This is a genomic window from Clostridium tertium (assembly GCF_902652255.1).
GTDB classification, from domain to species: domain Bacteria; phylum Bacillota; class Clostridia; order Clostridiales; family Clostridiaceae; genus Clostridium; species Clostridium tertium_A.
The window spans coordinates 287,039-301,147 of the sequence record NZ_CACRTO010000005.1 but is presented as its reverse complement, the minus strand read 5'-3'; the positions used below and the strand labels follow the sequence as shown (position 1 = coordinate 301,147).

The following is a 14,109-nucleotide window of genomic DNA, read 5'->3' as shown; positions in this document are numbered from 1 at the left end:
TATGAAATTAAAATTAACATTAAAATATGTTTTATCAATGATTATGGTTTTTTATATTACTATGATTGTTTATACTATTTTAAACCTAGTGATATATAAGGGGAATTTTTCCTTTGGTGAGGAGGTTTTTAACTTATCATTTAGTACTGGCGAATTTGCACTAGAATATGTAAAAGATTTAGAAGAAAATAATGAATTAAGATTAAGTGATGAAAATATTGATAAATTAATAGATAATAATATTTGGATACAGGTTTTAAATAAAGAAAATAAAGAAGTTTATCAGGCTAATAAACCTGATAATATACCTATAAGTTATAGTACCTCTGATTTAGTAGATTTTATAACAGATCCTTGGGGTAGCAGTGCTCCTACAACTATTACTACTAATAAAGTAGTTAATGAAGGTGAAGAATATATGCTTTTAGTAGGGTTTCCTATAGAGAAAGTTTATAGATATAGGATGACATTTACTGATGAAAGTATGTTATATCATTTAAGTATTATAGTTTTTGCTTTAATATTAATGACTATTGTAGCTTATATATTTAGTAGGCATTTAGTAAAGCCAATGGTTTCAGTAGTTGATGATATTGATGATTTAAAAAATGGGGTATATAAGAATAAACCTATAAAAAATGGTGTTTTTGAAGAAGTAAGTAAGAATATAAATGAATTATCAAATGTATTAAAGGAAAATGAAATAAAACGAAAAGAGATAGACAAGGTTAGGGAAGAGTGGATAGCAAATATTACACATGATTTAAAGACTCCACTAAGTTCTATTAAAGGATATGCTGAGCTTATTCAAAGCAATGACTATGATTTAGATATTGAAGATGCTAAAAAGTATGGAAGCCGAATTCTAGATAATAGCAATTATATTCAGGAGTTAGTAAATGATTTATCCTTAGTTTATAAATTAAAGAATAAAGTTATACCTATTAATTTGAAGGATGAAAATGTTATTACATTATTACAAGAAAATATAATAGACTTATTAAATAATAGTAAGTATGCAGATAGAGAAATAAATTTCAATTATGAAAATGAAAAAGTAATAGCTTTATGTGATAAAAAATATTTAAAAAGAGCAATTAATAATATAATAATAAATTCTTTAGAGCATAATTCTAAGGAAACTATAGTAAATATAACTTTAATAGAAAAAAACAGTAATATAGAAATCATAATAGAAGATAATGGCGAAGGTATAAAAGAAGAGGAGTTAATTTATATATTTGATAGATATTATAAGGGGGTAAACTCTAATTCTTCTTATAAAGGCTCAGGACTTGGTATGGCAATCGCTAAAGAGATTATTATATATCATAATGGTAGTATTAACATAGAAAGTAAGGTAGGAGTAGGAACTAAAATTACAATAGTTTTATAAATAATAAGCTTCCAAGTTAAGAATTATTATGTAAGAAAAAACGTAATAATTCTTAACTTGGAAGCTTTATTCAAATTTTAAAAATTATAATTTAGGATCGTATACGAGTTTATAATAGCAGTTGCCATTTTTTACAGTAATAACTTCATAGCTATTATCATCCATTTTATTAAAGAAAATCATGTAGTCTTCTATATTTTTTGATAGTATATCTCTGATATATATATTCACTTTTTCATAGTCTAAATTATTATCATCTGTAAAAGTATTTCTAAATTCATTAAGTTTAGAAGTTTTAAAATCAAAAGTATTATCTATATTCTCAATTGAAGCCTTATACAATATATCAGAATAAGTTATAACTTCTTTTCCAGGTGTATTTATGCTTAAATCAACATTTAGGCCATCTTGCTCTGTATAATATTGAGTAGTTTCAGCTCCAGATGACTGTAAATCTTCCAAGAGTACAACATCTGGTGTTGATCTATATCTTCCTATTTTATCCTTAAGTGGTTCTATGTATTTTAAGGATAATGAGTTGTTATCAGAAAAAGTTTTAACTAAGGAAACACTATCTATATATTTACTTAACATTGTGCTGTTTCTTAAGTCTAAATTAGACACATCTAAACTATTATCTTGTATTTCAAGTTTATCCTTATCTTCAATGATATTTTTAAGAGTACCTTTATTTTCATTATTATCATTTGTGATTTCATTTTTTGAAGTATCATTCTCTATAGGTTTATCATTAACAATGTATTTACTGCAGCCAATTAAAAATACACTTAAAGTGGCCACTGAAATTAATTTTAAGAATTTCAAAAAAATCACCTCTTACAATAAATACCATAAAATTCTTGTAAAGTAAATATTTAAAAGGTAATTAAGAGTTTTTGAATAAAATATATATATTATTCTAATAAACAAGCCAATAGTAAATAACATATATCCAACTTAATAATCCGTGAAAAATAGCCCAAGGGATTGACTTCCAAGCTGTATAAGAAATGACTATTGCTAAACATGATCCAAATGTAATTCCTTTATTAATTGTTTTATTAATTACAGTTTTATTTGAAGAATTATTATCACTCATTTAATTTACCTCCTTACATTAAAGATAATTTCTATAAGATTTATTCTTTATATTATTAATTTTATAATAAATATTCCAATTTAAGAAGTAAAAAGAGAAATAAGAAAAAGTTTTAAAAAGTTATGGAAGCACATATTTAATTAAAAGAGCCAATAAAAATTTTAAATAGTCAAATTTACTTTTAAATAAAATACTCGTAAATGAGTATAAAGTGAATAAGAAAATGAAAGTATTAAACTAAAATAAAGAGTATTTACAAAGCATAATTTCACTACTAAAATATAATAGACAGATTTAAGAATAACGAAAGTTATAGACAGGAGAGAAAAATGAATATAGTTATAATTGTAACAATGGTTGTAATATCTATCATAGTAGTATTTAAAAGAAGGAAAGTTAATGATATTAATTTAGGAGAAGAAGAGGTTAATAAAGTTCTTAGTAAGTTATCTGGATATAAATTATTAAGTGACATAATGATAAGAAAAGAAGATGGAACCAGTCAAATAGATCATATTTTAATTGGGAAAAAAGGTATTTTTGTAATTGAAACAAAAGATTATAGTGGAACAATAAGAGGAGAAGAGTATTCTAAATATTGGACTCAAACTATAAATAAAAGAAAAAATCATTTTTATAATCCTATAAGGCAAAATTATGGACATGTAAAGTCTGTGGAAAATCTTATAAAAGAAAAAGATATTTATATATCTTTAATAGTATTTACTAATAGATCTAAGCTAAAAGGTTTAAATACCGATACACCAGTTATTCAAGTAAAAAAGTTAAAGAAATTTATAAGAAAATATAAATCTGATATAAAGCTTTCAAATGATCAAATAGAATATATATATAAGTGTTTAAAAAAAGGCAATGTACAAAGTCCTAGAGCAAGGAGAAAGCATGTAAAAAGAATAATTAAAAATATATCATAAAAAAGTGAAGATATTTAAGTTTATTAAGTAGCTTTTATCTAAGCTATTGAAACTTATTTATCTCCACTATAAAATGAATGAATAAAATTATAAAGCTATCTTAGCTTATTTAATATACATTCCACCAGGTTTTTCTGATAAATTAACTATAATATTTTTCTTTTGAGTGTAGGCATCTAATATAGATTTATGAGTTTCTCTACCTATTCCTGATTCCTTATATCCACCAAATGTTGCACCAGCAGGGAAGGAGTTATAAGTATTTACCCATACACGTCCAGTTCTTATAGATTTAGCAACTCTTATAGCACGATTTATATCACGTGTAAAGACGCCGCCACCTAATCCGTAATTACTGTCGTTTGCCATTGCAATTACTTCATCTTCAGTCTTAAATTTAATAACTACACCAACAGGTCCGAAAATTTCTTCTCTAGCAACTCTCATGTTATTATTTACATCTACTAATAAAGTAGGTTTCATAAAGTAACCATTCTTTGCATCACCTTCAACAAATCTTTCTCCACCTGTTATTACTTTAGCACCTTCATTTTTTCCTATTTCTATATACTTAAGGATTTTATTTAGTTGTGCTTCACTAACTTGAGCACCCATTTGAGTATTTGGATCTAATGGATTTCCTACTTTAACTTTTTCAAAAGCATTAACAGCTTTTTCTATAAATTCATCATAGAAATCTTCTTGAACAAATATTCTTGATCCGGCAGAACAAACTTGACCTTGGTTAAATAATATACCTAATTGAATTCCTTCTAAAGCCATATTCATGTCTGCATCACTAAAGAATATATTAGCTGATTTACCACCAAGCTCTAAGGTAGCAGGTATTATACGTTTTGCAGCAGATAGTCCAATTTCTCTACCAACTTCTGTAGAACCTGTAAATGCTAATTTATCAATTCCTTCATTATGTTGTAGATATTCGCCACTCTTTGAACCTCTACCAGTTATTATATTTATTACACCTTTTGGAACTATATCTTGAATTAGTTTCATAAACTCTAATACACTTAGTGATGTTGTACTAGATGGTTTAAATACACTTGTATCACCAGCAGCAAGTACTGGAGCTAGTTTCCAAGCAGCCATTAAAAATGGGAAGTTCCAAGGAACAATTTGACCAACGACTCCAATTGGCTCTCTTAAAATTAAGTTTAATGTATTTTCATCTATATTACTTGCAACGCCTTCATCAGCACGAATAACTCCAGCAAAATATCTAAAGTGATCAGCTGCTAAAGGAATATCAGCACCTGTAGTTTCTCTAATAGGCTTTCCATTGTCCATAGTTTCAATTGTTGCTAAATATTCAGCATTATCATCAATAATGTCTGCAATCTTATTTAATATAATAGCTCTTTCAGTAGGGGTTGTCTTACCCCAAGTTTGAAAAGCTTTTTTTGCTGCTTTAACAGCATCATCTACATCTTTTTCAGTAGCATCAGCAATTTCTGATAGTAATTGTCCATTTGCTGGATTATATGTCTTTATTGTTGTACCATCTGAAGAGTCTTTCCATTCACCGCCAATATATAATTGGTATTTTTCTTGAATTTTAATATTCATATATTCTCCTCCTTAAATGATTATTATCTTTATACATATAATTGTAGTATTGTTGGTAATTATATGCAAATAAGATAATGATTTAACAATAATTTTAAAATAACAAATAATAATTATTATTGAGTAATTAATACAATTAATACTAAGATTAGTATTGATATGATAATTATAACTTTGATTGAATTTAATTCTATTAAAGTTTATAGAATTGAAATTATAAAAGGAAGTGTGGAGACATGTAAAAGACAGTAGTACAAGTGCTAGACAATGCACCCTTTATTTTAAAAGGTAACTTAGAATTAGTAGATGGAGAAAGAAAAGTTATTGAAAATACATCAGAACTTCATTTAATAGATGTGGCTTATCAAAGAATAAGGCTTATTGTGATGGATCCCATAGAGGAAAGTTTGAAAGTAATGTTCATGCTAAGTAAAACTTATTAAAAGGATTAAGATTTTCTTAGCCCTTTTTATTATATATATTAATTTTAATTGGACTTCACAGTAAGATATTTAAGCTGGATATATAGTACAAGCTATTTATTTTAAATTTTCATATATTGTGTTTAAATATTCTATAATGTGATAGGACCATTCCAATTATATGAAAAATAGTATAATATAAATATAAGATAGTTTAAAATAATCATTATTATATAATATATATTGTAGATTCGATTAGATATAAGTTAGTATAATAACAGATTCTAAGTTAAAAATAAATAGATACAATACAATATAATTTAATAAAGAAAGGAAAAGAAAATGGAAGACAAAAATATAAATTTTAATTTTGATAATAGCTATGTAAAACTTTCAGATACATTTTATAATATTCAGAATCCTAGTAAAGTACCAGATCCTAAATTAGCTATATTAAATAACAATTTAGCAGAGTCTTTAGGAGTGAATTCAAAGGCATTAGAAACTGATATAGGGATAGACATACTATCAGGTAATAGGATTTGCGAAGGTTCTAAACCGATTGCCCAGGCTTATGCAGGACATCAATTTGGATATTTTACAATGCTTGGTGATGGAAGGGCAGTTTTACTTGGTGAGCATATTACTAGAAATGGAGAGCGCTTTGATATTCAACTAAAGGGTTCTGGTAGAACTCCTTATTCTAGAGGTGGAGATGGAAAGGCAGCTCTTGGACCAATGCTTAGAGAATATATAATAAGCGAAGCACTGTACGGATTAGGAATTCCTACAACAAGGAGCTTAGCAGTTGTGACAACTGGAGAATCTATTGTTAGAGATAGAATAGAACCAGGAGCAATTTTAACGAGAGTTGCTTCAAGTCATATAAGAGTAGGAACTTTTCAATATGCAGCTCAATACACAAGTTATAATCAATTAAAAGAGTTAGCAGATTATACTATTAACAGACATTATACAGAGGCATTTAATACAGAAAATCCTTATCTTTATCTGTTAAAAGAGGTAATAAGGAAACAAAGTGATTTAATAGCTAAATGGTTGCAAGTTGGATTTATTCATGGAGTAATGAATACTGATAATATGACTATAAGTGGAGAAAGTATTGATTATGGGCCTTGTGCATTTATGGATAATTATGATCCCAATACAGTTTTTAGTTCTATAGATAGTCAAGGAAGATATGCTTATGGAAACCAGCCTTATATTGCAGCTTGGAATCTTGCGAGATTTGCAGAAACTCTTATCCCGTTATTAGATGATAATAAAGAAAAAGCAATAAAATTGGCTCAAGATGCTATTTTAGAATTTAACGATATTTATAAAGAAAAATACATTTCAGGAATGAGATTAAAGCTTGGACTATTTAATAAAGAAAAAGAAGATGAGGATTTAATATATGAATTATTAAATTTAATGCAGAAATATAAATCAGATTATACAAATACTTTTAGAAATTTAACTTTAAATAAATTAACTGAAGTAGAAATATTTGAAAAAGATGATTTTAAGAGTTGGCATAAAAAATGGAATGATAGATTAGATAGAGAAGAAAAGTCAAAGGAAGAAATAGCTAAGCTTATGAAGAGTGTAAATCCTTCTGTTATACCAAGAAATCATAGAGTAGAAGAAGCTTTAGAAGCTGCTGTAAAGAATGATGATTATAGCGTTTTAAAAAATCTTTTAGAAGTTTTATCTAAGCCGTATGATTATACGGAAATTCAAGAAGAGTACACAAATCTACCTAAGCCTACAAAAATTCCATATAGAACTTTTTGTGGAACTTAAAATAACATAATTAGAAATAAGAGTACTATTATAAATCATAGCAATATAAATAAGTATTGCTGTGATTTTTTTTTATTTATTAAATAGATTTAAGGTACATCTAATATAGGTAAATCGACAAAATACGAATATTTATTTAAATTTACTTGAAAATATTCGAAAATGATGTTATGATGTTGTTGGAAAAAAATACTGTCCTAGTTATTTTGTGTAATGGGAAGTAGTTAATTTACATAAATATTTTAAATTCATACATATTTTTGTTACTACGGAGTAAATGGACAACTTAAAAGGGGGAAAACAACTATGTCAGACTTTATCACTGACTTTCTAGCTATCATAGGTGTTGTTCTAAATGGACTACCACAAGGATTATTAGCACTAACATTTGGGTTTGCATCAATACCAACAGCCTTTGCTTTTTTAGTGGGAGCTATTGGTAATCTAGTAACAGGTTCTGTAGCACCAATATCTTTCCAAGCTGAAACTATAACTTATGCAGGTACAGCTGGTAAGGATATGAAAGAAAGACTATCAATGATATTCTTCGGTGCACTTATAATGACTTTAATAGGAATGTTCGGATTTTTAGGTAAAATCGTAGACTTTGTTGGTCCAACAATTACTTCAGGTATGATGGCAGGGGTAGGGATTATGCTTGCTAAAGTATCTATGGATATGCTTAGAGATGCTAAAAAAGTAAGTGCTGCATCATTAATTAGTGCAGTTATCGTCTACTTTGCAACTAATGATTTAGTTTTAACTATTACAGTTTCAGTTGTTATTTCAAGTATTGTTGGAAACATTATAAATAAAGAAATGAGAAATGTAGAAATTCCAAAAGAAAAAATAGAGAAGAAAAAGCTTACTTTTAATGCAAGAATATTAAGAGGAGCACTTGGAATGGTATGCTTAAATATTGGATCTAATATTGCTTTCGGACAAATTACTGGAAGTATGGCAAATACAAATGTAAATATAGACCATCTTTCAGTTATAAGCAGTATTGCAGATATGGGATCATCATTATTTGGTGGTGCACCAGTTGAATCAATAATATCAGCAACAGGTAGTGCTCCACATCCATTAGCAGCTGGAGTTATAATGATGTTAATTATGGCTGCAATCTTATTCTTTGGATTACTTCCTAAGATAGGTAAATACGTACCAGCTCAATCAATTAGTGGTTTCTTATTTGTATTAGGAATTTTAGTAACAGTACCAGGAAATGCTGCTAGTGCTTTAGCAGGAGCGGATAGTTTAGTTGGTGGAGTTACTATGGGAGTTACTGCAATATCAGATCCTTTCTTTGGAATGCTTGCAGGTATAGTAACTAGATTTGCACAAGGATTATTTTAGGGGGTAAATTAGAATGAATACATATAATTTAGAATTACTTTCATTAAATAGAGAACTACCTTTAATAAAGATAAAAGAAGACTTAGCTATAGCTAGTTTTGTAATATTAGGTGATACAGAATTAGTACAAGTTGTTTCACCTGCAATAGCAGAAAGATTAAAAGATATAGATGTAATTGTTACTGCAGAAGCTAAGGGTATTCCTTTAGCTTATGAGATTTCTAAACTGTTAGGTATGAAGGAATTTATAGTAGCTAGAAAAAGTATAAAATCATATATGGATTCACCTATAACTGAAGAGGTTAATTCAATAACTACTCAAAAGCAACAATTTTTATGTTTAGATAAAGTAGATGCAGAAAAAATTAATGGTAAGAAAGTTGCTATAATAGATGATGTTATTTCAACAGGAGAATCATTAAGAAGTGTAGAAAGATTAGTAGAAAAAGTTGGTGGAATAGTAAAGGCAAAGGCTGCTATTTTAGCCGAAGGAGATGCATCAAATAGGGATGACATTATATTTATAAAGAGACTTCCTTTATTTAATGTAGACAAAGAAGGTAAATTTACAGAAATATAGATTAGGGAGGGGCTGTTGCAAAAACAGCCCTTTAATATTTTAAATATTAAGTCTTTGATTTATAACACTTCTTTAGGAGTTTTTTATTTAATTTTATAGTTAAAGGTGATTTGAAAATATGATATAATCATAGATAATAAAAACAATAATATATAATAACAAATAAACTAGTAGAGGTGATAATTATGACATATTACTGTCCGGAATGCGGAAATGAAGTTGAGTGTATCCAAGGCTGTGGATCTACAGGATACTTTTGTAATAAGTGCAATAAATTAATATCAAGTAAGGCTATATTAACTGAAGCTCCAAATATAAAAGATAATGAATAAATTATTTAAAGTATAGTATAAATTGAAACTACATAGAAGAATAATAAATTATTTAAGTAAGTATTAGAAAATGATACTTACTTTTTTGTTGTATTGAAAACCACTGGCTATGCCGGTGGTAAAAAGGGCTTAAGCTCTGAACAGAAAAACTCCTATGATAAAATTAAAATGACTGACAATCGTAAAATAATAAATCATAGGAGGTGTGTCGTATGGGTAACGACATAGAAAGCTTAGCACATACAAAATGGAGGTGTCAATATCACATAGTATTTGCACCGAAGTATAGAAGAGAAATAATATATGGAAAATATAAAGTAGGGATAGGAAAAATATTAAGAACTATATGTATGAGAATGGGAGTAGAGATAATCGAAGCGAATGCATGTAAAGATCACATACATATGTTAGTAGCTGTCCCACCTAAAATGAGTGTGGCAAAATTTATGGGAACATTAAAAGGTAAAAGTAGCTTAATGATTTTTGATAGATTTGCACATTTAAAATATAAATATGGGAATGGACATTTTTGGTGTAGAGGATATTATGTTGATACAGTAGGAAGAAATAAAACTGCAATTGCAAAATATATACAAAATCAAATCGAAGAAGATCAAATAACAGAACAAATAAGCATGAAAGAATATATTGATCCCTTTACGGGATCGCCAGTAAAAGGTAGCAAATAAAAAAACACCCGATGAGGGTGTTAGCTGTAAAAGTTTTGCGATTGGCAGTTTTTCAGAGCACGAGTAGCGCTGCCAGTACCATGCCCTTATAGGGCTTAATCAAGTCACCGGCTAAGTTGGTGGTACATGACTTGTCGAAAAAAATAAATAGATAAAAATAGAAAAAATTACATAAAAAGTATTGATGCTATATACTATCAGTAGTATAATGTAAAGTATAGAAAGGAGGTAGGAAAGTGCTGAAAGACATTCTTGAAATAGTAATTTTAACACTAACAATAATCAAACTACTAAAAGAAATTACACAAAAGAAAAAGCGTCCTTCCAAAAGGAAGAAACGCAAATAGCCAACAGGGTGAGGGAAACTGCAATTCCCTCTCTCACCCTAATTATATTATATCAGCATTTTCAAAAAATATGAAGAAGAAAATTAGTGTAAGTACAGACATAATTGTATTAATTTTGACAGCTATATGGATATCAGATTTAAACTATTCTAATCTTAGTATAATTCAAATGGTGGGATTAGGTTTAGTAGTAATATTAGTTATCCTTATGATCATAAAATTATTTATAAAGGGTGAATAGAAATGAAAGAAACTAAAGCACAAACAGAAGCTAATAAGAAATGGCAACATAAAAATAAAGAATACTCTAATTATTTAAAAGCTAGAAGTACAGCAAGAGGTTTTATAAAGAATAGATCTACCAAAGAAGATTTAGATGAATTAGAGAAACTTATAAAAGAAAGAAGAAAACAATTATAAACCAAAGGCTAGTAGGTAGGAGAAATCTTACTTGCTAGCTTTTTAATTCAATTAAAAATATTTTTATAAAAATATAATAGTAGATATTGTTTGTCGAAAAACTTGCGCTGTAAATGTACAAGCTATAAAATATAAAAAAAAGAACTCGTAATCTGACTACCAATCTATACGAGTTCAAAAATAATAAAATATTTCATTTAAATATACCTCTATTATATCATATATTTAATGAAATATAAATAAGATAATGGGGGAAATATAATGAGTGAAAATAAGAAAACTGTACCTAAAAAGGTATATGCATATAAGATAGATGCAAGGGAAGATTTAAATTCGATATTCTCTAAAGTAAAAGAGAAAATCAACGACGACTATACAAATTTAAAGGAAAGAGAATTAGTTTTTACGGATAACAAGACCGGATTAAAATATTTTTTAGATGTAAAAAATAAGAAAGAACATAAAAAGTCAGATTGTAGAGGAACTTTATTAGCATATGAGTGCATATTATATAAACTAAGGGAAACAGATTTTCCGTATTTATTTGATCTTGCAACAGGAGATAAAACCAATATAGATGCGAGTGATAGCGAAGCATTGATGGAACAAACTCATTTTGTAGTTTATCCAGAAATTAACTTGCTATTAAGTGAATATAATCATTTTGGAGCCCCAGTATCAAAATTGATTTATATAATAGATACTGTTTTAGGGCATTTGTATTCACAAGATTTTGAAGTTAAAAATATATTAAATCCTAATACTGCATATAGGATAAACAATATGGAAAAAATTAATCAATTTACTTTTAGAGCAGGACATCAAGGATTAAGAACTATTAGTCATTATTTTAAAGTCGATACTATAGATGTTATAAATAAATGCTTTGATGATTTTAGTGATTTAGAATTTGAAATCACTATAAAAGGAAAGGGTAGAGGGAATAATAGAGAAGAATTGAAAATAAAGAATTTGGATAGATTTAAGAGATTGTGTAATTTAATTTTCAATTCAAAAAATAAGAAAACATTAGATATTCAGAAAGCTCAATTTAAAGAAGCAAGGAGTTATACTGAGTTACCGGTTGATTTATTTTCTGAGCATCTAATTCATGAAGTAAAAGCTACCAAAATTTCAGAAAGAACAAAATATATAGACTCGGATGATATGTTTAGAAAGATTAATGAGTTGTATGTAGATAATGCATTTGAAATTTCTAATTATATAAAAATAGATTTAGAATAATAATTATTTTGTTATATAATTAATAAGTAAGAGGAGGAACGATGAAAAAAATTCTTAGAATAATAAAAAAATTTTTTGTTTCTGAAAATACCGTAAGAAATATCAGTGTCCTCTCTTTTTTATTTTATATATTTATTATCGTAATTTTTAAGAACTATATAGAGAATTGGAATCTTGATAAAATAGTAAACGGTGATCTTTTTAATGTATCAGGAGTTTTAGCTGGATTTATTTTTACAGGCTTAGGATTTATAGTATCCTCTGAAAGTAATTTTATAAAAAATATAAAAATAACAAATAATTTTGAAACAATTAAAAGTTTTTATATTTACTCAATATACTACTTTATCATAGTTATAGTTTTATATATAATTCAGCCGATAGTTTTTAGTGCAATTTGTTTTCAAGTAGATTTTTATAAAGAAGTATATTTACTTCTAGTGTTACAAATATTCATTACAGCATTAATATTTTTTGTAATATCTTTATATATACTAAATATAACATTAAGTGATAAGTAAAAGAATTCGGTAATTATATAGATTAAAATAAAAGCACTCTTTAATTAGAGTGCTTTTTATCTTTGCCTTGAAATTTCTTTAGATCTCTATAAGAAGAAAATAAACTTAATATACATTTTGGTCTATCTTTAAAGTACTTTATAAGCTTATATTGTAAGATACTTATTAAATTTAAAATTGCAGTTAATTGTAGTAATAATATAATTAAGTTAACTAACATATAATCACCTCATTAGATTAATGCCCAGTTTTTCCTATATTAAATATATTAATCCAAGAGAATATCTATTAGTTTTAATAATTTTTTTATATAGTAATCACTTCAACTTAATTTTAACATAGAGATGTAACTTCATATAAACCATTTATTTTTATCGTCAAAAATCCGTCAAAAATTAATAGCATATATTGAAAATTCATTAGTCAATGCAAGTGATAAAAATATCTTTGAAAGGGCCTATATAATTGTTTTTTCAAGATATATGAATAAAAATAAATTTATATAAGAGATATAAAAGATATAACAAAAGAAGAGGTATATTACTTAAATGGATCTGTAAATGATTATTATGATCCATACTTAAACAAAATAATATCAGTTACTGAAAATGAAAATAAAAAGCATATAATAGTTCCATTCCTTTTTACACAAAGTGGTATAAAACCTCTAACTTCTGTTAAGATGTCTAAAAGATATGTAGATATGTTTAATAAATTTAAAGAATCAGATATTATATGTGCATGCGGATTCGGATTTAATAGCGATGATGGACATATTAATGGATTATTTAGAGAATTAATTGAAGATTACGGTAAAACTATATGCATACTTCATTATGTAGATGGATGTAACTTTCATTTAAAGAGTGTATTAAATGAATATAAAGAAAAATTAAGATTAGACAGTACATCAAACTTAAGAATTATATTAGTAGACAGAAATAGAAATGAAGTTGAAAGTCAGAGAAAATGGTTTGAAGTATTGCTTAGTGAAAAGTGATTTTAGAATAATAAATTAGAAAACTATTTACCGTAATGTAAAAAGTTATATAAAAACTAAATAAAAGATTGAAGAATGGATCATGTAGGACTATCCTACATGACTTTTTATTGGAAATATTTTAATTTTAAATTCTATATTAGTATATCTGAAGATATATTAAAAAAATCTAAATTAACTGATGATGAACATGAGATAATAAAATATTATAATACAAATACAATTTGAATATGAGGGTAATCTAAGCAAAGTAGAAATTTGTAAATACTTGATAAATAAAGCAAATAGATGTAACATAATAATTAATAGGTGTAGTCCAATAATGGATTATAAACAACTTAAATATTATAGGTTAAAAGATGAAATAAAAA

General features: G+C 26.8%; 13 protein-coding genes and 2 pseudogenes. 11 read left to right on the top strand and 4 right to left on the bottom strand.

What is annotated here, in order from left to right; genetic code table 11:
* Position 1: 1 nt before the first annotated feature.
* Positions 2-1,396 carry a sensor histidine kinase gene (locus GPX08_RS01380; RefSeq protein ID WP_156624639.1) on the top strand — a complete coding sequence of 465 codons (1,395 nt, stop codon included), beginning with the start codon at positions 2-4 and terminating at the stop codon, positions 1,394-1,396.
* 84 nt (positions 1,397-1,480) lie between these two features.
* Here the strand turns inward: GPX08_RS01380 and GPX08_RS01375 are convergent, their stop codons facing one another.
* Positions 1,481-2,221, bottom strand: a complete 741-nt coding sequence (locus tag GPX08_RS01375) for a hypothetical protein (RefSeq protein ID WP_156624637.1) — start codon at positions 2,219-2,221, stop codon at positions 1,481-1,483.
* A gap of 94 nt (positions 2,222-2,315) precedes the next feature.
* Positions 2,316-2,495, bottom strand: a complete 180-nt coding sequence (locus GPX08_RS01370) for a hypothetical protein (protein ID WP_136004980.1) — start codon at positions 2,493-2,495, stop codon at positions 2,316-2,318.
* Positions 2,496-2,824: 329 nt separating this feature from the next.
* Here GPX08_RS01370 and GPX08_RS01365 point away from each other — a divergent pair, with 329 nt between their 5' ends.
* Complete coding sequence (locus GPX08_RS01365) at positions 2,825-3,430, top strand: NERD domain-containing protein (protein WP_156624635.1); 606 nt, start codon at positions 2,825-2,827, stop codon at positions 3,428-3,430.
* 105 nt (positions 3,431-3,535) lie between these two features.
* On the opposite strand, the gene GPX08_RS01360 is transcribed toward GPX08_RS01365, so the two are convergent.
* Positions 3,536-5,017, bottom strand: coding sequence for an aldehyde dehydrogenase family protein (locus GPX08_RS01360; RefSeq protein ID WP_156624634.1), 1,482 nt, complete (start codon positions 5,015-5,017; stop codon positions 3,536-3,538).
* Between the two features lie 257 nt (positions 5,018-5,274).
* Between GPX08_RS01360 and GPX08_RS01355 the strand changes: the two are divergent.
* From GPX08_RS01355 to GPX08_RS01320, 8 genes and pseudogenes are all read left to right on the top strand, one after another.
* Positions 5,275-5,450: pseudogene (locus GPX08_RS01355) on the top strand (CDGSH iron-sulfur domain-containing protein).
* A 331-nt stretch (positions 5,451-5,781) separates the two neighbouring features.
* Positions 5,782-7,245: a YdiU family protein gene (locus GPX08_RS01350; protein WP_156624632.1), complete on the top strand. Its 1,464-nt coding sequence runs from the start codon at positions 5,782-5,784 to the stop codon at positions 7,243-7,245.
* Between the two features lie 306 nt (positions 7,246-7,551).
* On the top strand, positions 7,552-8,604 hold the full coding sequence (locus GPX08_RS01345) for an NCS2 family permease (RefSeq protein ID WP_156624630.1): 1,053 nt from the start codon (positions 7,552-7,554) through the stop codon (positions 8,602-8,604).
* Positions 8,605-8,617: 13 nt separating this feature from the next.
* On the top strand, positions 8,618-9,184 hold the full coding sequence (locus GPX08_RS01340; RefSeq protein WP_156624629.1) for an adenine phosphoribosyltransferase: 567 nt from the start codon (positions 8,618-8,620) through the stop codon (positions 9,182-9,184).
* A 185-nt stretch (positions 9,185-9,369) separates the two neighbouring features.
* Entirely contained in the window at positions 9,370-9,516 is a 147-nt protein-coding gene (locus tag GPX08_RS01335) for a hypothetical protein (RefSeq protein WP_156624627.1), read from the top strand.
* Positions 9,517-9,728: 212 nt separating this feature from the next.
* Positions 9,729-10,205: an IS200/IS605 family transposase gene (gene tnpA / locus GPX08_RS01330; RefSeq protein ID WP_156624625.1), complete on the top strand. Its 477-nt coding sequence runs from the start codon at positions 9,729-9,731 to the stop codon at positions 10,203-10,205.
* A gap of 1,028 nt (positions 10,206-11,233) precedes the next feature.
* The gene (locus GPX08_RS01325; RefSeq protein ID WP_156624623.1) at positions 11,234-12,217 is read left to right on the top strand and encodes a hypothetical protein; all 984 of its coding nucleotides are present in this window, start codon (positions 11,234-11,236) and stop codon (positions 12,215-12,217) included.
* Between the two features lie 41 nt (positions 12,218-12,258).
* On the top strand, positions 12,259-12,738 hold the full coding sequence (locus tag GPX08_RS01320) for a hypothetical protein (RefSeq protein ID WP_156624621.1): 480 nt from the start codon (positions 12,259-12,261) through the stop codon (positions 12,736-12,738).
* 40 nt (positions 12,739-12,778) lie between these two features.
* Here GPX08_RS01320 and GPX08_RS01315 read toward each other — a convergent pair whose 3' ends face one another.
* Complete coding sequence (locus GPX08_RS01315; RefSeq protein WP_156624620.1) at positions 12,779-12,958, bottom strand: hypothetical protein; 180 nt, start codon at positions 12,956-12,958, stop codon at positions 12,779-12,781.
* A gap of 291 nt (positions 12,959-13,249) precedes the next feature.
* Here GPX08_RS01315 and GPX08_RS01310 point away from each other — a divergent pair.
* A pseudogene (locus tag GPX08_RS01310) lies at positions 13,250-13,738 on the top strand (hypothetical protein); the annotation flags it as partial.
* Between the last annotated feature and the right edge of the window lie 371 nt (positions 13,739-14,109).